Raw genomic sequence first — 21,944 nt, 5'->3', positions numbered from 1 at the left:
TATGGCTGATAATACAGAAAAAGTTAAAAAAGAGCGCCTTGATGTACTTCTGGTGAAAAAGAATCTTGTCCAGAGCCGTGAGCGGGCCAAGACCACCATTATGGCGGGAATGGTCATAGTGGACGGCAACAAGATTGACAAGGCGGGCACCATGGTGAAGGAAAATGCTGATATCCGGGTTCTTGGTAATCAGATTCCCTACGTGAGCCGCGGAGGTCTGAAGCTGGAGAAGGCCATCAAGGAATTTGGTGTGGAGCTTGCGGGAAAGGTTACCGCCGATATTGGTGCCTCCACCGGGGGATTTACCGACTGTATGCTGCAAAATGGCGCCGTGAAGGTATTTGCCATTGATGTGGGATACGGCCAGCTGGCCTGGAGCCTTCGCACTGATGAGCGGGTGGTGAACATGGAACGCACCAATGTGCGGAATGTTACCCCTGAGGATATTGGCCAGCTTATAGATCTTGCCTCCATTGATGTGGCTTTTATATCTCTGGAGAAGGTTTTGCCCGCAGTAAAGAATATGCTGAAGGCCGACGGCGAGGTAGTGGCCCTTATTAAGCCCCAGTTTGAGGCCGGCAAGGAAAAGGTGGGCAAAAAGGGCGTAGTCCGTGATCCGAAGGTTCATCTGGAGGTTATTCATAATGTTATTGATACTGCCAGAGAGATGGACTTCGTCACCAAGGAGCTGACCTTCTCCCCTGTAAAGGGTCCCGAGGGCAATATAGAATACCTTGTGTGGCTTACAAAGGACAAGGAAGCTGCGGACAATGTAACTGATGAGGTAATGGCCCAAACCGTTGAGCTGGCCCACAGCAATCTTGATAAGTGACATGACAGATTCAGATAGGTCTGGATTCTTTCAGATATTTTCAGATAAATTAAGAGGGCGTCTTTATGAAGACAATTGCAATTTATCCCAATATAAATAAGGACGAATCCGCCCAGGTTATGGAAAGAATCCGCAGCTATTTTGCGGATAAAGCTGACAGGGTCCGTGTTGTAATGTCCCACAGCGTTGCGGAAATGTTTAATTGTCCCGAATACGGCGTTGATGATCTGGACAATGAGCCCATAGATCTGGGGCTGAGCATTGGCGGGGACGGCACCCTTTTGGGGGTGTGCCGCAAGCTTTATACCCGCAAGATTCCCGCCTGTGGCATTAACATCGGCCGTGTGGGATTTCTCACGGATATTGAGCTGACAGAGCTGGAAAGCCGACTTGATAGCCTTTTGAATGGTGAGTATCAGGTGGTGGAGCGCACTGTTATTTCCGGGGCTGTGCTGAGCCAGGGGAACCGCCGCATATTGGGCCATGCCATTAACGACGTGGTTATTGGCAAGGGGGGCCTGTCCCGCATGCTGAGTCTCAGTATGCGGATAGACGATACCATGATTGCCGACTATAAGGCGGACGGGGTTATTGTTTCCACCGCCACAGGGTCCACGGCCTATTCCCTTTCCGCCGGTGGACCAATTGTGAACCCAAGTGTTCCCGCCCTTCTTATTACGCCAATTTGTCCTCATACATTGGATGCACGGCCAATGATAATTCCCGATGATGAGGAAGTGCAGATTTATATAGCGGCAGTTCATCAGGATATTCAGATGACCTTCGACGGTCAGGAGAGCTTCCAGCTATTGCCCGGAGATGTGGTGTATATCCGCAAGGGAAAGAACCCGGCGCGCATAATAAAATTTGGTGACAAAAATTATTACGATACGTTAAAGAGTAAGTTATGGGGGAATTCTAAATGAAGGCTCATAGACAATCAAAGATAAAGCAGATTATTGAAAATCAGATAATTGAGACTCAGGAGGATTTGGCAGCTGCCCTCAGGGCAAGGGATATTGAGGTTACCCAGGCCACTGTTTCCAGAGATATAAAGGATATGCAGCTGGTGAAGATTCCTTGCGGCAACGGCAAGTATCGCTATGCTTATCCAATGGACAGCCAGACACTGCACTCCGAGGACCGCATGCAGCGCCTCTTTAAGGAGCTGGTGAAGAAGATTGACTACAGCGAGAACATCATTGTGGTAAAAACCATGCCGGGAGCTGCCAATTCCATCTGTGCCGCCCTTGATAATGCCCGCTGGCCGGAGGTTATCGGCACCGTGGCCGGGGATGATACTATTTTGGCCGTTGTTAAGGCCTCCAGCATGGCTGAGGAAGTGGCCCTTAAGCTGGAAGCCATGAGCATGGGTCTTAAGTAATTTATTATTGAAGGAATGTTTGGAGAGTTAGAGCAAGGAGATTTTCAAAATGCTCAATACACTTACAATTTGGAACTTCGCTCTGTTGGAGCAGGTTCAGATAGATTTTGACAAGGGACTTAATATTCTCACCGGTGAAACAGGGGCAGGCAAATCAATTCTCATTGATGCCCTGGGGGCCATGCTGGGAAACCGCCTGTCCACGGATTTGATCCGCACGGGGGCTGACTGGCTTCGGGTTGAGGCCATTTTCACATTGGATAATCAGCCAAAGGTTATTGATTTTCTAAATGAAAATGCCATTGATACCACTGAGGGTGAGCTTATTATCACCCGCCAGATAACCAGCAGCGGACGGGGCACCATAATTGTAAATGGCTGCCACACCACTGTGGCTGTGCTGAAAAAATTGGGAACCTTGCTGGTAGACATTCACGGCCAGAATGAGAATCTGGCCCTTCTTAATGCAGCCAACCAGTACAAGCTGGTGGACGGCTCTGATGACCGTATTGTGGCGGCATTAAAGGATTATCAGCAGTCCTTTAAAATGTTAAAGGACAAAGAGAAACAGCTTTCTGACAAGGAACAGAGCTCTGCGGATAATGAGCAGAAGCTGGATATGCTGAAATGGCAGGTTCAGGAGATTGAGTCGGCCCAGCTTCAGGAAAACGAGGATGAGGAGCTGGAGCGGGAAATAAAGAAGCTTTCCAACGCGGAAAAGATTTCCAACTATATTGGGGAGGCCTGCCAGAATCTTTATGGCGGCGGCAACAGCGGTATTGGCATTGTGAGCTCCCTTGAAGAAGTGGTGGAAAATCTCCGTGATCTGTCCCGCTACGATAATTCCCTTGATAGTGTCACGGATACCATTAAAGAGGCCTGCATCCAGATAAAGGAAGCCGCCTACGAGGTGCGGGATTACGGTGATGAGCTGGAATTTAATCCCCAGCTTCTGGACAAGCTCCAGAGCCGTATGGATGTAATTGACAAGCTGCGGAAAAAATACGGTTCCACTATTGAGGAAATTATGGCCTTTAAGGATAAGGCCCAGCAGCAGCTTAATGATATTGAAAATTACGATGATGATATTGCTGCCTTAAAGCAGGAGATAGATAAGGCACGAAAGGATGCCACGGCCCATGCCCAGCGTCTTACGGAGCTTAGAAAGCAGGCGGGAGAACGGCTTTCCATGGCCATTGAGGAGCATCTCCACGAACTGGGAATGCCCGATGCCAGATTTGAGATAGCCGTTAATGAGTCTGATGGCCTTGACAGCCTTGGGGCAGATGAGCTGGAAATTCTCTTTTCCGCCAATCCGGGACAGGATATGCGGCCAATTCAGAAGGTGGCCTCTGGGGGCGAGCTTTCCCGTATTGCCCTTTCCATCAAGGCAGTTACCGCCTTTAGGGACGATTCCCCAGCCAGCATGATATTTGATGAGATAGACACTGGTATCGGGGGCCGCACTGCCCAGATGGTGGCTGAACGCATTGCCATGGTGGCGGCGGACAAGCAGGTGCTGTGCATTACCCATTTGCCTCAGATTGCCTGCATGGCCGATGTGCATCTTTACATTAACAAGCAGGTGGTAAATGGCATGACCTCCACCTCCGTAAAGGCCCTTACTGAAGGGGAGCGGGTAAATGAAATTGCCCGTATGGCCTCGGGAGTTGACGTATCTGCAGCTTCTCTTGATAATGCCCGTGAAATGCTGGCAAATGCTGGGATTAAGAAGCAGCAGTACAGCCGCAAATGAGTGTAATTGCATGTATCAAATTTCGGCAGATGCATTTTATGGACTTATGGACTTAAGGTAAGTTTTATACTAAAATACTTTTTTGGAGGCTTCTGATTATGTACGAAGACTTAATTGAAATAAAGGAATCCAGCGAGGATATTTTTGACGGCAATTTGCTTCACGTAAAGAAGGACAAGGTGAAGCTGCCAAATGGGGGCACTGCCTATCGTGAGTGGATCAAGCACCCTGGGGCTGCCGCTGTTATTCCATATACTGAGGACGGACAGGTGATACTTGTAAGACAGTATCGTTATCCCATCGATGAGGTAACATTGGAGGTTCCGGCGGGAAAGCTGGATCTGGAGGGGGAGGACCCTCTGGAGTGTGCCAAGCGTGAGCTCAGCGAGGAGACAGGCTATACTGCCAAGGAATACAAATTCCTTACCAAGCTGGCCACCTGTGTGGGCTTCTGCAACGAGGTCATTTATACTTATGCTGCCCGTGGCCTGGAGCCGGGTAAACAGCACACTGATGAAGATGAATTTATTAATGTGGTTAAGCTGCCCCTCAGTGAGGCAGTGGCAATGGTGGAGGATGGCCGCATCAATGATGCCAAGTCCGTAACTGCCATTTTGATGCTGGACCGCATTATTAATAAGTAATATTGGAGGATTTATGTTTGATTTTAATTTAATGAGTATTATTGCGGGGTTGCCGGGACTGCTTCTGGCCCTGGTGCTCCATGAATATGCCCACGCACGGGTGGCTGTGGCCATGGGGGATTTTACACCAAGGCTTACTGGCCGTCTTACCCTTAATCCAATGGCCCATATTGACCCTATTGGTTTATTGATGCTTTTGGTGTGCCGCTTTGGCTGGGCCAAGCCGGTTATGGTAAATCCAAGAAATTTCAGGGATATGAAGAAGGGCAATATTCTGGTGGCTCTGGCAGGTCCTGCCGCCAACTTTTTAACTGCCTTTGTTACCCTCTTTATTATGACAGTGCTGTTTAAAATGGGCATGCTTAATACAGTGGGCATCAAAACGGTTTTGTCCATGATTGTTCTCTTCAATGTTAACTTTGGTATTTTTAATCTCATACCTTTGCCGCCTCTGGACGGCTCCAAGATTTTGCTGGAGTTTTTGCCAGGGGAGCTGGCCTACAAGTACATGGGAATTGAGAGATACAGCTTTATTATTCTCATTGTAATGATGATGACACCTATTTTAGGGGGTATTCTCATTCCGTTGTCCAGCCTGATTTTGGGCATTTTTGAGACAATTTTGAGTGTGCTTCTTTAATGTCAAAAATATATACATTTTATACAATAGGAAATTATTCAAATAACAAGTATTTAAACTGAGAGGGGTTTCAATAAAAAATGGAAAAAATTATTTTGACTGGTGACAGACCAACTGGAAGACTGCATATTGGACATTATGTAGGTTCCCTTAAGCGCAGGGTTGAGCTGCAGAATTCCGGGGAGTTTGACAAGATTTATATTATGATAGCTGATGTTCAGGCTTTGACCGATAACTTCGAGAATCCTGAGAAGGTTCGCCAGAATATCCTTGAGGTGGCTCTGGATTATCTGTCTGTGGGCCTTGACCCAGCCAAGTCCACTCTGTTCATTCAGTCCCAGGTGCCTCAGCTTACTGAGCTTACCACCTATTACATGAATCTGGTTTCTGTTTCCCGTGTGGAGAGAAATCCTACGGTTAAGGCTGAGATTCAGCAGAAGAATTTTGAAAAGAGCATCCCAGTGGGCTTCTTTACATATCCTATCAGCCAGGCCTCCGATATTACTGCCTTCAAGGCAACTTTGGTGCCAGTAGGTGAGGACCAGCTGCCAATGCTGGAGCAGTGCAAGGAAATCGTTCGTCGCTTCAACATGATTTATGGTGGCGAGGCTCTGGTGGAGCCGGATATTATGCTGCCAGAAAATGAGACATGCCGACGTCTCCCTGGTACTGACGGCAAGGCCAAAATGTCCAAGTCCATCGGCAACTGCATTTATCTTTCCGATGATGCGGAGACTGTACGCAAGAAGGTTATGGATATGTACACTGATCCTACCCACATCAAGGTTTCCGATCCTGGCCATGTGGAGGGCAATGCAGTATTTACTTATCTTGACGCTTTCTGCCGTCCTGATCATTTTGAGAAGTACCTTCCAGAATATGAGAACCTTGATGCCCTTAAGGAGCACTATACCCGTGGCGGCCTTGGGGACGTGAAGATCAAGAAGTTCCTTAACAGCATTCTTCAGGAGGAGCTGGAGCCTATCCGCCAGCGCCGCAAGGAGTACGAGAAGGATATTGCCGGGGTATATGAAATCCTGAAGAAGGGCAGTGCCGAGGCCAGACGTGTGGCTGAAAACACCCTGCAGGACGTAAAGAATGCCATGAGAATTAATTATTTTGCAGATGAGGAGCTTATTAAGGCCCAGGCTGCAAAGTATGAGGGAAATAAGGATTGATTTCAATTTGACTGAAAAGTATTCAGTGCATCTTGAGAGCTTTGAGGGCCCAATGGAGCTCTTGATGCATCTCATAGAAAAGAATAAAATCGATATTTATGATATTCCCATAGCGGAGCTTACTGAGCAATACATCGATTATCTGGACCAGTTCCGGGAATTCAATCTGGAGATTGCCAGTGAGTTTCTGCTGATGGCGGCCACCCTTTTGCAGATCAAGTCCCGCATGATGCTGCCGAAGCCACCGAAAAACAAGGAGGCGGAGGAGACTGAGGATATAGATCCACGTCAGGAGCTCATTGACCGCATTTTGGAGTACAGGCGGTACAAGGAAGTCAGCAATGTACTTCTGGATATGCAGGATTTTCAGGAGAAGTTTGTGACCCGTGCCCCAATGGAGCTGCCAGTTCATCATCTGCCCCCGGAAAATATGTCCATGCAGGATTTAGTGCGGGCCTTCAGCAATGTGCTGGCCATGCACAAGGAACTGAAAATTCCCGATGCCCTGGTGGAGCCGGAGGAATTTACCATTTCCGACAAGATGGAGCTTTTGCTTTCACTGCTTAATAAGAGCGGGGGCAAAATATCCTTTGAGGACGCATTTCACACGGGGAACCGTTCCGAACTGATTACCACCTTTTTGGCCATGCTGGAGCTAATTAAGGTTAAGAGCATCAGGGTATATCAGGTGGACAGGTTTTCCGAGATTTATATAGAAGTCAGGGTTGGTGAAAATTAATGTTTATGGGTGAACTGACCGGAGCACTGGAGGCTGTTCTCTTTGCCAGTGGGGACCCGGTTTCTGCACAGCAGCTGATGGAGATTTTCGGAATTGATATGGAGAGCCTTGATGAACTGGTTGAGGCCCTGAAGAAATCTCTTGATGAGCGGGGCAGCGGCGTTATGGTTCAGCATGTGGCGGGAGGATGGCAGCTTGCCACCCGTCAGGAGCACTTTTCCTACGTGGAAAAGCTCACGGAAACCAAGGAAAAGAAGTTATCCGCCGCAGCCATGGAGACCTTGTCCATTATCGCCTTTAAACAGCCTATTACCAAACAGGAAATAGAGCATATCCGTGGAGTTCACGTGGAAAAGGTGCTGGCAAAGCTTATTGAGCTGGAGCTGGTGCGGGAGCTGGGCCGCAAGGACGTTTTAGGCCGCCCCATACTTTACGGCACCACGGAAAACTTCCTCAAGTGCTTCGGCCTTAACGAGCTCACTGATTTGCCTGAGCTGCCTACAGTGGAAATTGATGACAAGGAAATAGAGCAGCTGACTCTTATTGATGAGGACAATAATCCATCATAATAAGAATGTGGCGCAAATTTAAATAGAATATGAACGCGAATATGATAGAATATGAGCGCAAAAAGAAGGACTGTTCCAATGAAGGAGCAGTCCTTTTAAGTTTTAAACAATATTTATATTTTTGCTATTTTTAATACTTTTAGTAGAAATTATTTAAGCAGCTCTTCCTTTATGCGGCGGTACTGTCTAGTATAATATACCCCGTTCTGGGCTTCCCTGTGGTCAAAGCCATAGGCCCTGCGGCTGACAGCGATAATAGGCGGTGCCTGAATGCGCTTTGCCACAGCCATGCCGGTGAACTGCTTCCACCAGCGCTCCAGATCCTCAATAAATTCCTTGTGGGTAGGGAATAATTTCTTTACGATACCCTTTTCACAGCCCAGCTTTTCCTCCAGCATGCCGTCACGGTACCAGCGGAGCACATCAGCCGGGGTGGCCTTTTCCCAACGCTCAATAAAACTTCTGAACAGGAAGTCATGATAAGGATATTTAATAGGGTCACCCTTGCCCTCATCCACGTTCTGGGCAGAGGACAGCTCCGCACTTGGAACAATATCAATGGTGGCCTGAGGAATAACCTCCTTGCCGTAAATCTCAGTATTTAAAAAGCGGGCCAGATCATAAACCTGGAATTTCCACAGATCAGCCAGGGCGCAAAGGAAGCCGGACTGGTCACCATATAAGGTGGAGTAGCCCACAGTGGTTTCCGCCTTGTTGGCATTGCAGGTAAATCCGCCTCCAAAGGCAGCGGCAATTCCCGCCAGTACTCTGGCGCTTCTGTCACGGGCCTGGATATTTTCAGCCACAAAGGAGCTAATCTTCAGATTCATTACAGATTTATCCGTCATAAAGGTAATTGGAATGGTTTCCAGCTGCTTTATGGTGTGGTCCACAGACTCCTGGATTGGCATTACCATATAGTGGCAGCCCAGATTTTCTGCCAGCTGGTGGGCCAGATCCTTGGTGGTTTCAGAATTAAACTGGCTTGGCATATTCACCAAAAGTACATTCTCAGGACCAAGAATGTGGGTGTACAAGGCTGCTGCCACAGCAGAGTCAATGCCTCCGGATACGCCGACAATTACCTTGTCCATGCCTATATCCTTAAGGAAGGACTGTACACCATATTTTAGTGAGGTGAAAATATTGGCAATTTCATTTTTAGGCTGATACTTAAATTCCGGCATTTCATCGATTTTTTCCAGCTCCACATAATGAATACCTTCAACGTATTTATCCATGCGGTCTACAGGATAGCCATTGCTGCTGTAGACGGTACTGGAGCCGTCAAAGGTATAGATAGTCTTGCCGTTATTCTGAATGCCGGTGTTGTTAACATAAATTAAAGGCGCTCCGTTTTCCTTGGCCTCCTTGCTGAAAATAAGGTGACGCTTCTTGTTTTTTCCAAGGGTATAAGGGGAGGAGGAGATATTTACATAGAAATCAACGCCCTTTTCCTTGAGGAAATCTATTGGGGCATAGTTGTAATTGTCGCTCCATCCATCCTCACAAAGAAAACCGCCAATGGAATACATCTTACCATTTATCTCCAAATGAACAGGAGAGATAAGATCATTTACATTGACGTTCTTTTCTTCCGCCAGCTGCTTTAAGCTATAGAAGTGGCGGGTATCATCAAATTCACGGTAATTTGGCATCAGGGTCTTGATAGCAAATGGATAAGGCATGTTGTCCGGAGCCACAAGCTTGCCGTGGTAAGCGGTAAACAGGGCATTGAACTTTCTTGGACGGCCATCGGTATTTTTCTTGTTCCAGTCCACTGCAACATTACCAAAAATAACAGCGATGTCCTTGGATGCTTCAATAATGTCCTGTCCGCATTCCTCACAGTCCTTGATAAATGCAGGCTGCTCCCAGGTATCTCCTACTAAATACCCCGGAATGGACATTTCAGGGAAAATAACCAGATGGGCCCCATTCTCCTTGGCCTCTCTGATCATTTCCAGCATTTTCCTGGTGTTGTCATCTGGATGACCAGGCGCAATCCTCAGCTGAGCAACGGCAATTTTCATTAATTCCTCACACTCCTATACTTTAAAATATATAAATCCACGATAGATTACCATATTTATATTATGACAAATATATTATGAGAAAAAAAGCAGGAATTTTAAGATTTTAAGCAAATTATTAATATATATCTATAAGTATGTTCATTTAAGAACATAATGAAGTGTGGTACAATAGAATTAACCAATAAGGCCGTTAGTTAATGATGGATTTTATCAATATGGGAAGGCAAAAGGATTTGCCTTTATTCGGACTCTAAAAGGATTTGGAAGAAGTGGTGGATTATGAATTATAAAGGCGCTCTGATAGTTGGCATATTTTTGGAAATACTGTTGGCCGGGGCAGCAGCGGCTTTTTATTTCCTATATTATGTGCATACACCTGCATATTCTATGAACTCATTGCAGAAGGCTGTGGTGAACCATAATACTGAGGAGTTCCAGAAGTACGTGGATCTTGATTCCGTGTTAAATAAGGGCGCAAGTGACCTTAGCAAGTTAGTTGATGCAGACAGCCCTGATAAGCAGATGATACTGGACGGCACCTTGGTGGAGCAGACCAAGGAGGATATTCTTTATTATGTAGCAAATGAAAAATGGCCGAAGGAGGAAAGTGTTTCCCAGGAAACTGCATTCCAGGACAAAATAGGCCTCCGTACTATGTCCATGCGAAAGATTGAATATGTTTCCCAGGACCCTGTTATAGAAACTGAGGATGAGGAGGGATCTGAGGAGTCAGAAGAGAAGGGGTCTGCAACTGCCACTGTGGCTGTAAGGATATTTGAGCCAAATTACGGTGACAGCTTCGTGCTGAAGTTCAAGATGCGCCAGACAGCAGATGAAACCTGGCAGATTTACGACATTTTAAATTATGCCGACTTTGTGGATGCCCTTATAAAGCAGAATGACCGTGATATGAAGCGGTATATTGAAAAGGTACGGGGCAATCTCAAGAATACAGAGGATAAATTTGCCGAGCTGAAAAAGAGAATGCCGGAGATAAACAAGGACTGGATCATTGAGGCGGAAAAGATCATGAAGGAATCCTGTGAGGGCCTTGATGAACTGAAGGTTCCTGTGGCGGGCAAGCATCTGGAAAGTCTCCTTAACGAGCGCAAGAACATTTTCTATGAGATGATGGATGATTATTATACTTCCCTTAACCATCAGGAAAAGGTGGAGGATTACAAGAAGCTGGAGGAGGAAAGGGCGAAAAAGGCTGCGGAGCTGGCTGCCCAGGGCAAGAAGGTCAAGAAGAGCAGATCACCAAACTTTGAGGCCATGGCCAGCAAGATAAACGGGGAAATGTCCGAGTCCAACAGGAGATGGGAGGAAAACAAGGCTGAGATAGCTGCGATTATCGGCCCGTCTGAGGAGGTCCGTGCCCGTGGCGTAAGGGCCATGCGCAACAACGACGATGCAGCTGTAAGGGCTGCCAACTATCCTGGTGCTGATGCGGAAGTGGGAGTAGATTTTAGTCCGGTTCGTTCGGAGAATCTGCCTGAAGTATCAGTTTACAAGGAAGAATCCAAACCGAAGACCAATTAATGTAAATTAAAAGTCTGTATATACAATACAAATGTCTTGTGATATAATATCTTGTATGTCGGAATATTATGAGACAGGAGTTGAGTATATCATGAAATATAGAAGTACCAGAGGAAACAACCAGGAATTGTCCTCCGCAGAAGCAATAATCAAAGGCTTGGCAGATGACGGCGGTCTGTTTGTGCCTGATAATATGCCACAGGTGGATATGGCATTTATTGAAGGCCTTCAGACCCTTTCCTATCAGGAAAGAGCCGTCAGAGTGCTGAGCCTTTTTTTGACGGATTATACACGGGAGGAAATTGAGGGCTGCGTGAACCGTGCCTATGGCGGTGGCAAATTTGATGACAGCGCCATTGCCCCTGTGAATTTTCTGAAGGATGTTTCCGTGCTGGAGCTTTGGCATGGCCCAACCTCCGCCTTTAAGGATATGGCCCTTCAGCTTCTGCCTCAGCTTTTGTCCACAGCCCTTAAGAAAACCGGTGAAAAGAATGAGGTGCTTATTCTTGTGGCTACCTCCGGGGATACGGGAAAGGCTGCATTGGAGGGCTTCAAGGACGTGGAGCAGACCAAGATTATGGTGTTCTATCCTGATAACGGGGTTAGCCGCATCCAGCGCCTCCAGATGGTAACACAGGAGGGGGCCAATGTTGGGGTAACTGCCGTAAAGGGTAATTTTGACGATGCCCAGAGCGGGGTAAAGGCCATATTCAGTGACAGGGAATTTAATGCAAAGCTTAACGAAAAGGGCATTTCCCTTTCATCTGCCAACTCTATTAACTGGGGCCGTCTTGTACCTCAGATCGTTTATTATTTTAGTGCTTATGCAGATATGCTTAAAAATGGCTCCATAAAGGCCGGGGACAAGGTGAGTTTTGTGGTGCCAACGGGGAATTTCGGGGATATTCTGGCGGGCTTCTATGCCATGTCCATGGGACTTCCTGTAAAGAAGCTTATTTGCGCTTCCAATACAAATAATGTTCTTACGGACTTCCTCAACACTGGTGTTTACGACAGAAACCGTGATTTCTTCAAGACTATCAGCCCTTCCATGGACATCCTTATTTCCAGCAATCTGGAGCGCCTCCTTTATCACGTAACCGGTGATGCAGCCAGGGTGGCAGGCTGGATGAAGGAGCTGTCCGAAACAGGGAAATACGACGTAGGGGCAGAGGTGCTTGCCAAGATTAAGGAAGTATTCAGTGCCGATTGGTCTGATGATAATGCCACAAAAGGTATGATAAAAAAGGAATATGATATGGAAAAATATATTCCTGATCCTCACACCGCCGTGGCCTGGAATGCCTTCTCCAAGCTGGCTGACAAGGAAAATGTGGTTATCGTTTCCACCGCCAGCCCATATAAATTCAATGAAAGCGTTCTAACAGCCCTTGGTCAGGACATCAGCGGCAAGGATGAATTCCAGTTATTGGATGAACTTTCAAAATTAAATAGTTTTGGAATTCCGATGGGATTGGCTAAGTTAAAAGATGCTAAAATTAACCATAAAAACACCGTGGAAAAGACAGAAATGCCTAAAACTGTATTTGAATTTGCGTAAAATAAGAAAAAGTAATAGGAACTATAACCTGTTTCTATCACAAAATAATACTTAACAATTTTTGACAAATTGCCTTAAAACGTCTAAAATACAAAAAGGATATTCCGCTATGCGGAATGAAGTGTTTATCTAATCATAAATGTCATAAATGATTTGATTTGAGTCCTGGGCGAAAAGGCCCAGAGGGGTAGCAAATCATTGTGGCAGAATTGTAAAAAAGAAAGAGGTAGATAGCAAAATGGCAACTGTTGACTTGACTAAGTATGGTATCACTGGTACTACTGAGATTCTTCACAACCCATCCTATGAGGTACTGTTTGAAGAGGAGACTAAGGCTGGTCTTGAGGGCTACGATGTAGGTCAGGTGACTGAACTCGGTGCTGTAAACGTTATGACCGGTATTTACACTGGCCGTTCTCCTAAGGATAAGTACATCGTTATGGACGCTAATTCCAAGGATAAGGTTTGGTGGACTTCTGACGAGTACAAGAATGATAACCATCCTATGTCTGAGGACGTATGGGCGACTGTTAAGGAAATTGCAAAGAAGGAGCTCTGCAACAAGAAGCTCTATGTTGTTGATGCTTTCTGCGGTGCAAATAAAGATACCCGTATGGCAGTTCGTTTCATCGTTGAGGTTGCATGGCAGGCTCACTTTGTAACCAACATGTTCATCCAGCCTACTGCCGAGGAGCTGGAAAACTTTGAGCCAGATTTCGTAGTATACAACGCTTCCAAGGCTAAGGTAGAGAACTACAAGGAGCTCGGCCTCAACTCCGAGACCTGCGTAGCTTTCAACACTACCTCCAAGGAGCAGGTTATCATCAACACCTGGTACGGCGGCGAGATGAAGAAGGGTATGTTCTCCATGATGAACTACTTCCTCCCTCTGAAGGGTATCGCTTCCATGCATTGTTCCGCTAACTGCGACATGAACGGCGAGAACACTGCAATCTTCTTCGGCCTCTCCGGTACTGGTAAGACCACCCTGTCCACCGATCCTAAGCGTAAGCTCATCGGTGATGACGAGCATGGTTGGGACGACAACGGCGTATTCAACTTCGAGGGTGGCTGCTATGCCAAGGTTATCAACCTTGATAAGGAGTCCGAGCCAGATATCTACAATGCAATCAAGAGAAATGCACTTCTCGAGAATGTAACTGTTGATGCTAACGGCAAGATTGATTTCGCTGATAAGAGCGTTACCGAGAACACTCGCGTATCTTATCCTATCAACCACATTAAGAACATCAAGGAAGGTTCTTCCGCTCCTGCAGCAAAGAACGTTATCTTCCTTTCCGCTGATGCATTCGGCGTTCTGCCTCCAGTTTCCATCCTGACTCCAGAGCAGACTCAGTACTACTTCCTCTCTGGCTTCACTGCTAAGCTGGCAGGTACCGAGCGTGGCATCACCGAGCCAACTCCTACCTTCTCTGCATGCTTCGGTCAGGCATTCCTCGAGCTGCACCCTACCAAGTACGGTGAGGAGCTCGTTAAGAAGATGACTGCTAACGATGCAAAGGCTTATCTGGTTAACACTGGTTGGAACGGTACTGGCAAGCGTATCACCATTAAGGATACCCGTGGTATCATCGATGCTATCCTCAATGGCGACATCAAGACTGCACCTACCAAGAAGATTCCTATGTTCAACTTCGAGGTACCTACCGAGCTGCCAGGCGTTGATCCTAAGATTCTCGACCCTCGTGACACCTACAAGGATGCTTCCGAGTGGGAGACCAAGGCTAAGGATTTGGCCGGCCGCTTCATTAAGAACTTCGGCAAGTACACCGGCAATGCTGCTGGTAAGGCTCTTGTTGCTGCTGGTCCTCAGCTGTAATATTGGCCCTTGCTTAAGTCCAAGGTTTAAAAAAATGAGAGAGTCCCTTTCGGGGGGCTCTCTTTTTTGTGGGAAGAATTATAGGAAATTATTGGGATTAGTGGTAGAAAAAAAACGTTTTTATGTGATAAAATATCACTGATAAGGTAGGTTATTAGTCCCCGTGTTTTTTATTTTTTGGGATAATATTTTGGGAAAGGAGCTGATATTATGAATATTGCTATTGTGGACGATAATGAGCAAGATCGTAATGATGTCCTTTCTTATTGCAAAAACTATATCCGTGACAACTTTGCCATGGAAGAACGCTCTGTCCAAATCAGAACCTTTTCCAGCGGCGAGGATTTACTGGAGCATTACGAGTCCGCTGCTTTCGATTTGGTGATTCTCGATATTTACATGACGGGGATAACGGGACTGGAAACTGCCCAAAAAATCCGTGAGGTGGACAATGAGGTCAGCATTATATTTTTGACCTCCAGTGATGAGCATTTGCTGGAGGGGTACCGTGTATTTGCCGTGGGGTATTTCATTAAGCCACTGGCGGAGCATGAGGATGAATTTACCAAGACCTTTGATTTTATTTTTCCCAAGCTGCTGAAAAAGAAGGGTGGCATAACCTTTAAGGTTGACGGCACCCCTATAGATATCTCCTATGGAGAGATAATATATATTGACGTATTTGACTCTCATTGTGTAAATTTGCATTTAATCGATAAGGTCCTTGTGGCCACAATAACCTTCAGCGAGGTATGTGATATTTTGCTGGGGGATGAGCGTTTTCTGGAAAATCGCCGGGGCATGCTTCTGAACATGGATTTTGTGGAGGAAATGGAGCCCGATGATTTTCTCATGACAGATGGCAGCCGCCTTCCCATTAGCCGCCGTAAGCGTCAGGAGGTCAAGGTGGCCTATATGAATCATATAATTAGCAAATAATAAGCAAATAAATAAATGACCCCATCTGTGGCAGAAATTAACCCTGGCCTATGGCCATTGGGCAGTCTGACAGATGAGGTCTTTTTTTGTCCGATATTTTCTTTACATGATATTTTATGTTTTATTTTTTGTATTCCGGGGTGTTTTCCAGCATGGCCTTTTGGGCGCTGATGTGCTTCTTTATGCTGTCGTAATCACCCTTTTCCAGCAACGCATATATTATACGGTAGCTGTGACGCATATCGTGGCGCAGTACGGAAATGGCCTGTTCATATTCCTGCATCAGCTTGGTATGCTCCTTCAGATTTTCCCGCTGTCTTGTAAGGCGTTCCCTGTTTTCCATGAGCCTTTGGTGCTGCTGCCTTTCAGCGGAATCATAATGCACCAGGGCATAAATAATGAAGAAGAAAAGTGGTATGGCGAAGCGGGACAGACGGTCACTGAGCTCCGGCAGGAAGGTAACATTGCTGATGGAGATTATACATCCCACGTAGAAGGACAGGGGTAGCAAGGCGATATACCAGCGCAGATTGGCATCAGATGCCAGCTGGTCATCAGGCAACAGACTGGTAAAGAGCTTATGGCCCCAAGGATATATCAGCAAAAAGAGGAAAATCCAGATAACAAGCTCATGGGGCAGCAGTCTGGCTGTCATGGTTGAATAGATAATGGTAAGAATCATTCCCGAGGAGGAATGGAGCATAAAGGCGTAGAGGGCCTGAACACCCAATACAAAGAAATGCTGGGGCAGACGGCGTGGAATAAGGATTATGGAAATAATCACATAAGGTGTCATGCCGAAGAAAAAGAGCAGCTTGTAGGTGGCCATGGTTACACCAAGGGTATGGGTCACCGCAAAGTTAATTGCCAGGCCGAAAATACTCCATATTAGCATATTGCGCCAAAGAACAGTGGCCTTGTCATGGTCAACCACCTGTCTGAATGGCAGATAGCGCATATAAGCCCCTGCCAGCTGTATTATGGTAACCAAAAGGGCGTAGGAGAAGGCTAGCATAGTTTATGATCCCTCCAGTATACGAAAAGACTTACCAGATTATTTTGCTGGGTAAAGGTGGCATAGCCCTGGTATTTTTCCATAAACATCTTCAGTGATACCATGCCGATGCCGTGGCCCTGTCTGGTGGCACGGGGCAGTCCTTCCCCGTCAAGGTCAATGGGAGTCGAGCAGGGGTTGGTAATGGCAATAACGCATTGCTGGCCATTGTGCTGTACCTTCAGGGTTATTCCCGCCTCCTTTTGGCCCTTTTCCTTTTCTTTGATGCAGGCCTGCAGGGCATTTTCCAGTAAATTGGACAGCAATATGCTCAAATCGTTTTCATCAGTGGAGAATTTTGCCGGCAGATTTATTTTTGGGGAAAATTTTATGTCCAGCTTTTGGGTGCGGGAATTATAAATGGAAACAGCCGTGTTGATAATTGGTGAGTCCGAATAGGAAAAAATAGCGGCAGAGGGCAGCTTCTGCTCCTGTCTGGAAAGAAATTTCCTGATTTCCTCGTCCTTTTTGTCCTCAATAAGCTCCAGCAGACGGTCATAGCCCCCAAGGAAGCTCTGGCGAAACTTTTTGATCATTGTCTGGTTTTTTTGCAGCATAAGGCGGTGTTCCACCAAGGAAACCATTTCATGGGAAAGCTGCTGGTTATCAACCAGCAGTATTTTTTTGTCCTTATATTGCTTGGCGGCTATTTGTACATAGTGATAGCAGCACAGGAAAACCAGGGGCAGATAGAAGCGGGAAAGCCGTTCCTCCCAGGTGGATAACAGGGTATTGCCTGTGGTCACTATTATATGGGCAAAAAATATGGTAAGAGGCAAGCTGGCTATGTACAGACCAATGTTTTTGTCCCTGAAGAATTCATCCTGGGGCAGCAGATTTGAGAAAATCCGCCGTTCAATTGGCAGCAGAAGAACAAAAAGCAGTATATTCATCAGGGTGAAAAGAAGGGTGGTAAGTATATAGTGGAGATCATTGAAAAAGAATATAAGGATAATACTGCTGAGGCTGTACAGGAAAAAGCTCCATATACCGGACATTCCCAGCACGAAAATATGAAGGGAAATGTGGCGGTGGATGAGCATGAGAAAAATCAGAAAATAGGGCAGCCAGCCCATCATCAACAGGGTTTTGTAGGTGGCGGTGCTGAGAATCAGATCGTTTAAAATATCATAATATACAAAGCAGCTGCAAACACCGCATAGGGCCACACACCAATAGAGACGGTGAATGCTCTCAGTGTCCATTTCCCTTTTGAAGGACAAAAATCTCAGATATGTATGGGCTATCTGGAGCACTGCTATGGAAATACATATTGGAAAAATAAGTTCATTCATGGTAAAACCTCGTTAAGATGTTTTAGCCCATAAGGCTTGTACTATAACAAAAAAGTTATAGGAAAAAAGTCAATTGGTCTAAAAATCGACCGTTCGTTGCAAATTTCGACCGTTCGACCCAAAAATGTTGAAATTGTGAGAATATTTTTTTAAAATGTAATTGTCAATGGGGGACATTCTTCCCACCAATAGACAATACCATGATGGCAAATGATATTCAAGTTCAGGGAGGAAAAACAAAATGATGAAAAAATTGCTGTTAGGGTTGGTGGCTTTGATTGCCATTTTTGCTATTGCAGGCTGTGGCACTGAGAAGCCAAAGGACAGCGCAGACAAGGCTGTATTGGGTTATTCCGAGATTATGGCCTATGGTGTTTCCGATAGCATGGCTGCTACGGGCATGACCAAGGCACAGGAGGAGCAGATTCAGGAGGCTGTAATTGGCGATTTGCTGAAGAGCTTTGCCCAGTTCCCACTGAATGACGCAAATGTTGAGGACATCACTGCTACATACATTACCAAGATGAAGGCAGCTATGCAGATTCAGACCAAGATTAAGACCGATGATGCCGAGCATCCTGTAGTAGAGGTTACTGCAAACGTTCTTGATCAGGCTGGTGCTGCAAAGCTTGCTGAGACTAATGAGGACATTATCGCTCTTGGTGTTGTATTGGGCGCACTGCAGGCCAACGGCTACACTGTAGAGCAGTTCAAGCAGGATCCTGACTTCCAGAAGGCTACCCTTGAGTGCATTGAGAACTACATCAACGAGTTCCCACTTAAGATGGGCCAGACCTATGAGTGCAAGTGCGAAATCGTAAAGGGCGACGATGGCAAGACCTATTGGGCTCCAGTAGATGTTGACGGCCTCAAGAGATTCGTAAACGGTTTATAATTAATTATTATTTAATTATACACTATCATGGTATGTAAGATTGTACAAATCAGTAAAAAGTTTGAAAAAAAGAGAGGAGATTAATATTATGAAAAAGTTCAGCATGATTTTGGCAGCAATGGTATTTGCTTTGGGTGCTCAGATGGCAAGCGCAGCTTCTCTGGATTGCAGCGTAGTTCCTACCAATCAGACCCTGATGGAAGATGTAGAGCTTATCGTTGATGAGCCAGTAGAGTCCGGCGATATTCTCGTGGACGAGGACGGCGGCGTTTGGGAAGTACAGTAAAATTTACCCTTCTTGTTGAGCTGGATGGACCACCGGGGCGGTGAGTCCTTCAGCTCAGAAGAAATAAAATAAAGGCGCGTTTTTGGGGGTCTCCTCAGTTGACGCGCCTTTTAATCTTGAGGAGTATATGGGATGGATATATTACAGAAAGCACTTGATTGGAAGCATACACAAAAAATCATTACAGCTGTTATTATTTTAAATGCTATTGTATTGGGTATATTGACTGACAGGTCTTTGTCAGCTGAGGAGGTATTTCTCCTTGAGGCAGTGGACAAGGCCTGTCTTGTTATATTTGTAATAGAGCTGGTGGCAAAGCTGCTGGTTTACAAGAGAAATTTCTGGTCCGATGCCTGGAATATTTTTGATTTCGTGGTTGTGGCCAGCTCCATAATCTTTATTTCCTCCAGCGTATCTATTATCCGGGCATTTCGTATATTCAGATTGCTGAAGGCATTGGCGGAATTTCCGGAGCTGCAGATTTTGGTTTCGGCCATGCTGAAGGCCATTCCAAGTATGAGCTGGGCATTGGTTCTTTTATTTATTATATTTTATATTTTCGCCGTTTTCGGCAGCGCCCTTTATGGGGACAACTTCCCAGAGCTATTCGGAGGCGTTGGGGGCTCCATGTTTACACTGTTCCAGGTTATGACCTTTGAATCCTGGGCAACGGCGGTGGCCAGACCTATAATGGAGGTTCAGCCTTATGCATGGATTTATTTCCTTGTGTTTATCCTCCTTACCTCCATTACTCTGCTGAATGTAATGGTTGGTATAGTTGTAGAGGCTGTTGGCACAATTTCCGAGGCCGCCAAGAAAAAGCAGGCCGCCAAGGAGGCTGAAAATGCCCTTGCTGAGGGGAACGTACCCGATGAGGTGGAAATGGAAATCCGCAAGCACTTTGAGCAGATTGAGGAGCTGCTGAAGGCAAGAAAAGCATAGAGAGTATTTAAATGTCACATATTTATTCCGCGTTTGTATATTTTATATTAAGGAAGGAGCGTTTGGCTTATGGGATTTTTGGATGATTTGGGCAAGAATTTGAATAATGTTGCATCTGTTGCTTCCGAGGCAGCATCAAAAGTGGCAGATGAGGCAAACAAGAGGCTGGAAGACCGTTCCAGACAAGCTGAGGAGGAACGGGCAGTAAATTTTGAACAGGAAGCAAAAATCCGGGAGCTGGCAAAAAATGTCGTGGTTACCACTGGGGATATCAGGCAGGATTACGATATTATTGGCCCAGTGTACTTCCAGATATCCAATAAGGGAATATTCAGCAGCAAATTTTCCAAGCTGGCAAAAAAATACGAGGACGAAGTAAAACATCTTAAAGACAATAATAACAGTGTTGCAGGTGAAATCGGACGTATATTGTTGCTTGGTGAATTTTCTGTGGGGGAAGATAATTTTGACCAGGCCTTCTATATTGCAACGGAAGAATTAAAGAGAAAGGCCTTATTCCTTGGAGGGGATGCCGTTGTACACATGCGGCAGGATATAGATATGGATACAGATCATTTTTCCTTCTTCTATCTCCAGATGTACGGAACCGCTGTTAAAATCAGGAAATAGGGACTAAATAAAAATGTAATATCATTTAAGCAATACCCAAGGGAAGGAAATGAAAAAAATGAACATCAAGGAAGAAGTTCAACAAATATGGTGGCGTGGCCTACCAGTATGAATTTGGCGGCGATGCCACGGCCCATTACAATGGCGGCAGTACCCCAAGTCCAAGCGTAAAAGGCAGCAGTGGAATGCTGGAGCTGGGCTGGCAGGTAAAACCGGGCAACGGCCCATTGACCCTTGACCTTGGCCTCAATGGCTGGGTCGGAAAGCAAAGGGGCGGCAGTGTCCAGCTGGGTGCAACCTGGAGCTTCTAAAAAGGCATAAACTGGGGACTCTCCGCAATGTTCCATATTTAAATAGTAATTAAAGTTATACGGGGCCTGTCATGGGACAGGTCCTTTTTATTTTGATTTTGCAGCGCCGTTTTACTTAGTATAATTATATAGTTAAAGTTACATAAATATGATATAATTATGTCATAATAGTGAAAAAGGAGTGGATATTATGCCTTTAATTGTGCCTATAAAAGATTTAAGAAATACAAATGAAATTTCTTCTCTTGCTCACAAGTCAAAAGAGCCGATTTTTGTTACAAAAAATGGTTACAGTGATTTGGTGGTCATGAGCAGTGAACTTTACGACAGCTTTGTGCGGGAAAAAGACATTGATTATGCAATTTATAAGGCGGAGAAGGAATTTGCCGAAACTGGAGAAGCAGTAGATGCAAAAACTGCATTTGAGGAATTGGAGAAGAAGTATTTTGGTTAAGTATAAAGTCAAATTACTGCGGGCAGCCTATAGGGATATTGACAATATCTATAATTACATTGCCAATGAAAAACTTGCTCCTGAAAATGCCAAAGGTCAGGTGGATAGAATAAAAGAAGCGATATTGGGGCTGGATATTTTTCCATATTCTCATCAAGATAGATTAACTGGCCGATATTCCGGTAAAGGCTATAAACAGCTGCTGATTGACAATTATGTTGCTATTTTTCGTATTGATGAAGCAGAAAAAATAGTTTGGGTTGTTACGGTGCAATATTTAGGAAGAAATATTTAAATCACACTCCCGTTGATTGGTTTTACTGATCAGCGGGAGATTTTTTATTGTTACTATAACATTACAGTTATACAAGAAAGGTCAATTGGTCTAAAAATCGACCGTTCGTTGCAAATTTCGAC

Annotated in this window: 23 protein-coding genes; 20 read left to right on the top strand and 3 right to left on the bottom strand. The window is 45.6% G+C overall.

Annotated features, from left to right (window positions below; translation table 11 throughout):
* The first annotated feature begins 1 nt into the window (after position 1).
* The 9 genes from T525_RS0104640 to scpB all read left to right on the top strand — a co-directional run bounded on the left by T525_RS0104640 (position 2) and on the right by scpB (position 7,742).
* Positions 2 to 832, top strand: coding sequence for a TlyA family RNA methyltransferase (locus tag T525_RS0104640; RefSeq protein WP_037325084.1), 831 nt, complete (start codon positions 2 to 4; stop codon positions 830 to 832).
* Between the two features lie 65 nt (positions 833 to 897).
* Positions 898 to 1,758 carry an NAD(+)/NADH kinase gene (locus tag T525_RS0104635; RefSeq protein WP_027406242.1) on the top strand — a complete coding sequence of 287 codons (861 nt, stop codon included), beginning with the start codon at positions 898 to 900 and terminating at the stop codon, positions 1,756 to 1,758.
* Entirely contained in the window at positions 1,755 to 2,216 is a 462-nt protein-coding gene (gene argR / locus T525_RS0104630) for an arginine repressor (RefSeq protein WP_027406241.1), read from the top strand. Before T525_RS0104635 ends, argR begins: the two co-directional genes overlap by 4 nt.
* A 49-nt stretch (positions 2,217 to 2,265) precedes the next feature.
* On the top strand, positions 2,266 to 3,972 hold the full coding sequence (gene recN, locus T525_RS0104625) for a DNA repair protein RecN (protein ID WP_027406240.1): 1,707 nt from the start codon (positions 2,266 to 2,268) through the stop codon (positions 3,970 to 3,972).
* A gap of 98 nt (positions 3,973 to 4,070) precedes the next feature.
* Positions 4,071 to 4,616, top strand: coding sequence for an NUDIX domain-containing protein (locus tag T525_RS0104620; protein ID WP_027406239.1), 546 nt, complete (start codon positions 4,071 to 4,073; stop codon positions 4,614 to 4,616).
* A 13-nt stretch (positions 4,617 to 4,629) separates the two neighbouring features.
* Positions 4,630 to 5,256, top strand: coding sequence for a site-2 protease family protein (locus T525_RS0104615; RefSeq protein ID WP_027406238.1), 627 nt, complete (start codon positions 4,630 to 4,632; stop codon positions 5,254 to 5,256).
* Positions 5,257 to 5,336: 80 nt separating this feature from the next.
* A complete protein-coding gene (gene trpS, locus T525_RS0104610; RefSeq protein WP_027406237.1) occupies positions 5,337 to 6,434 on the top strand; it encodes a tryptophan--tRNA ligase in 1,098 nt (365 codons plus the stop codon).
* Between the two features lie 7 nt (positions 6,435 to 6,441).
* The gene (locus tag T525_RS0104605) at positions 6,442 to 7,173 is read left to right on the top strand and encodes a segregation/condensation protein A (RefSeq protein ID WP_037325184.1); all 732 of its coding nucleotides are present in this window, start codon (positions 6,442 to 6,444) and stop codon (positions 7,171 to 7,173) included.
* Positions 7,173 to 7,742 carry an SMC-Scp complex subunit ScpB gene (scpB, locus tag T525_RS0104600; protein ID WP_027406235.1) on the top strand — a complete coding sequence of 190 codons (570 nt, stop codon included), beginning with the start codon at positions 7,173 to 7,175 and terminating at the stop codon, positions 7,740 to 7,742. The genes T525_RS0104605 and scpB overlap by 1 nt, the downstream gene beginning before the upstream one ends.
* Before the next feature lie 149 nt (positions 7,743 to 7,891).
* Here the strand turns inward: scpB and nadE are convergent, their stop codons facing one another.
* A complete protein-coding gene (nadE, locus tag T525_RS0104595; protein ID WP_037325082.1) occupies positions 7,892 to 9,775 on the bottom strand; it encodes an NAD(+) synthase in 1,884 nt (627 codons plus the stop codon).
* Positions 9,776 to 10,057: 282 nt separating this feature from the next.
* On the opposite strand from nadE, the gene T525_RS0104590 reads away from it, so the two are divergent.
* From T525_RS0104590 to T525_RS0104575, 4 genes are all read left to right on the top strand, one after another.
* A complete protein-coding gene (locus tag T525_RS0104590; RefSeq protein ID WP_027406233.1) occupies positions 10,058 to 11,320 on the top strand; it encodes a DUF2939 domain-containing protein in 1,263 nt (420 codons plus the stop codon).
* A 91-nt stretch (positions 11,321 to 11,411) separates the two neighbouring features.
* Entirely contained in the window at positions 11,412 to 12,881 is a 1,470-nt protein-coding gene (gene thrC / locus T525_RS0104585) for a threonine synthase (protein ID WP_027406232.1), read from the top strand.
* Positions 12,882 to 13,119: 238 nt separating this feature from the next.
* Complete coding sequence (pckA, locus tag T525_RS0104580; protein WP_027406231.1) at positions 13,120 to 14,721, top strand: phosphoenolpyruvate carboxykinase (ATP); 1,602 nt, start codon at positions 13,120 to 13,122, stop codon at positions 14,719 to 14,721.
* Between the two features lie 210 nt (positions 14,722 to 14,931).
* Positions 14,932 to 15,660, top strand: a complete 729-nt coding sequence (locus T525_RS0104575) for a LytTR family DNA-binding domain-containing protein (RefSeq protein ID WP_027406230.1) — start codon at positions 14,932 to 14,934, stop codon at positions 15,658 to 15,660.
* Positions 15,661 to 15,781: 121 nt separating this feature from the next.
* On the opposite strand, the gene T525_RS0104570 is transcribed toward T525_RS0104575, so the two are convergent.
* Together T525_RS0104570 and T525_RS0104565 are read right to left on the bottom strand one after the other, a co-directional pair.
* Positions 15,782 to 16,675, bottom strand: a complete 894-nt coding sequence (locus T525_RS0104570) for a hypothetical protein (protein ID WP_027406229.1) — start codon at positions 16,673 to 16,675, stop codon at positions 15,782 to 15,784.
* Positions 16,669 to 18,009, bottom strand: a complete 1,341-nt coding sequence (locus tag T525_RS0104565; protein ID WP_027406228.1) for a GHKL domain-containing protein — start codon at positions 18,007 to 18,009, stop codon at positions 16,669 to 16,671. Before T525_RS0104565 ends, T525_RS0104570 begins: the two co-directional genes overlap by 7 nt.
* Before the next feature lie 241 nt (positions 18,010 to 18,250).
* Here T525_RS0104565 and T525_RS0104560 point away from each other — a divergent pair, with 241 nt between their 5' ends.
* From T525_RS0104560 to T525_RS0104530, 7 genes are all read left to right on the top strand, one after another.
* Positions 18,251 to 18,904: a lipoprotein gene (locus T525_RS0104560; RefSeq protein ID WP_027406227.1), complete on the top strand. Its 654-nt coding sequence runs from the start codon at positions 18,251 to 18,253 to the stop codon at positions 18,902 to 18,904.
* Between the two features lie 88 nt (positions 18,905 to 18,992).
* On the top strand, positions 18,993 to 19,190 hold the full coding sequence (locus T525_RS0104555) for a hypothetical protein (protein ID WP_027406226.1): 198 nt from the start codon (positions 18,993 to 18,995) through the stop codon (positions 19,188 to 19,190).
* A gap of 132 nt (positions 19,191 to 19,322) precedes the next feature.
* The gene (locus tag T525_RS0104550) at positions 19,323 to 20,132 is read left to right on the top strand and encodes an ion transporter (protein ID WP_027406225.1); all 810 of its coding nucleotides are present in this window, start codon (positions 19,323 to 19,325) and stop codon (positions 20,130 to 20,132) included.
* A gap of 69 nt (positions 20,133 to 20,201) precedes the next feature.
* On the top strand, positions 20,202 to 20,762 hold the full coding sequence (locus T525_RS0104545) for a heavy metal-binding domain-containing protein (protein ID WP_027406224.1): 561 nt from the start codon (positions 20,202 to 20,204) through the stop codon (positions 20,760 to 20,762).
* A gap of 95 nt (positions 20,763 to 20,857) precedes the next feature.
* The gene (locus tag T525_RS0104540) at positions 20,858 to 21,073 is read left to right on the top strand and encodes a hypothetical protein (protein WP_027406223.1); all 216 of its coding nucleotides are present in this window, start codon (positions 20,858 to 20,860) and stop codon (positions 21,071 to 21,073) included.
* Positions 21,074 to 21,263: 190 nt separating this feature from the next.
* The gene (locus T525_RS0104535) at positions 21,264 to 21,527 is read left to right on the top strand and encodes a prevent-host-death protein (protein WP_027406222.1); all 264 of its coding nucleotides are present in this window, start codon (positions 21,264 to 21,266) and stop codon (positions 21,525 to 21,527) included.
* Positions 21,520 to 21,822 carry a type II toxin-antitoxin system RelE/ParE family toxin gene (locus tag T525_RS0104530; protein ID WP_027406221.1) on the top strand — a complete coding sequence of 101 codons (303 nt, stop codon included), beginning with the start codon at positions 21,520 to 21,522 and terminating at the stop codon, positions 21,820 to 21,822. Before T525_RS0104535 ends, T525_RS0104530 begins: the two co-directional genes overlap by 8 nt.
* The last annotated feature ends 122 nt before the right edge of the window (positions 21,823 to 21,944 follow it).

Source organism: Anaerovibrio sp. RM50, assembly GCF_000622005.1.
Classification (GTDB): Bacteria; Bacillota; Negativicutes; order Selenomonadales; family Selenomonadaceae; genus Anaerovibrio.
This window is presented reverse-complemented; position numbering and strand designations above follow the sequence as displayed.

What these genes read in the sequence shown, in the direction of transcription:
- pckA (WP_027406231.1), top strand. Translation starts at nt 13,120, where the DNA reads ATGGCAACTGTTGACTTGACTAAGTATGGTATCACTGGTACTACTGAG.
- T525_RS0104565 (WP_027406228.1), bottom strand. Translation starts at nt 18,009, where the DNA reads ATGAATGAACTTATTTTTCCAATATGTATTTCCATAGCAGTGCTCCAG.
- T525_RS0104550 (WP_027406225.1), top strand. Translation starts at nt 19,323, where the DNA reads ATGGATATATTACAGAAAGCACTTGATTGGAAGCATACACAAAAAATC.
- argR (WP_027406241.1), top strand. Translation starts at nt 1,755, where the DNA reads ATGAAGGCTCATAGACAATCAAAGATAAAGCAGATTATTGAAAATCAG.
- scpB (WP_027406235.1), top strand. Translation starts at nt 7,173, where the DNA reads ATGTTTATGGGTGAACTGACCGGAGCACTGGAGGCTGTTCTCTTTGCC.
- nadE (WP_037325082.1), bottom strand. Translation starts at nt 9,775, where the DNA reads ATGAAAATTGCCGTTGCTCAGCTGAGGATTGCGCCTGGTCATCCAGAT.
- T525_RS0104615 (WP_027406238.1), top strand. Translation starts at nt 4,630, where the DNA reads ATGTTTGATTTTAATTTAATGAGTATTATTGCGGGGTTGCCGGGACTG.
- T525_RS0104590 (WP_027406233.1), top strand. Translation starts at nt 10,058, where the DNA reads ATGAATTATAAAGGCGCTCTGATAGTTGGCATATTTTTGGAAATACTG.
- T525_RS0104535 (WP_027406222.1), top strand. Translation starts at nt 21,264, where the DNA reads ATGCCTTTAATTGTGCCTATAAAAGATTTAAGAAATACAAATGAAATT.
- T525_RS0104545 (WP_027406224.1), top strand. Translation starts at nt 20,202, where the DNA reads ATGGGATTTTTGGATGATTTGGGCAAGAATTTGAATAATGTTGCATCT.
- T525_RS0104635 (WP_027406242.1), top strand. Translation starts at nt 898, where the DNA reads ATGAAGACAATTGCAATTTATCCCAATATAAATAAGGACGAATCCGCC.
- T525_RS0104620 (WP_027406239.1), top strand. Translation starts at nt 4,071, where the DNA reads ATGTACGAAGACTTAATTGAAATAAAGGAATCCAGCGAGGATATTTTT.
- T525_RS0104560 (WP_027406227.1), top strand. Translation starts at nt 18,251, where the DNA reads ATGATGAAAAAATTGCTGTTAGGGTTGGTGGCTTTGATTGCCATTTTT.
- thrC (WP_027406232.1), top strand. Translation starts at nt 11,412, where the DNA reads ATGAAATATAGAAGTACCAGAGGAAACAACCAGGAATTGTCCTCCGCA.
- T525_RS0104575 (WP_027406230.1), top strand. Translation starts at nt 14,932, where the DNA reads ATGAATATTGCTATTGTGGACGATAATGAGCAAGATCGTAATGATGTC.
- T525_RS0104640 (WP_037325084.1), top strand. Translation starts at nt 2, where the DNA reads ATGGCTGATAATACAGAAAAAGTTAAAAAAGAGCGCCTTGATGTACTT.
- T525_RS0104555 (WP_027406226.1), top strand. Translation starts at nt 18,993, where the DNA reads ATGAAAAAGTTCAGCATGATTTTGGCAGCAATGGTATTTGCTTTGGGT.
- recN (WP_027406240.1), top strand. Translation starts at nt 2,266, where the DNA reads ATGCTCAATACACTTACAATTTGGAACTTCGCTCTGTTGGAGCAGGTT.
- trpS (WP_027406237.1), top strand. Translation starts at nt 5,337, where the DNA reads ATGGAAAAAATTATTTTGACTGGTGACAGACCAACTGGAAGACTGCAT.
- T525_RS0104570 (WP_027406229.1), bottom strand. Translation starts at nt 16,675, where the DNA reads ATGCTAGCCTTCTCCTACGCCCTTTTGGTTACCATAATACAGCTGGCA.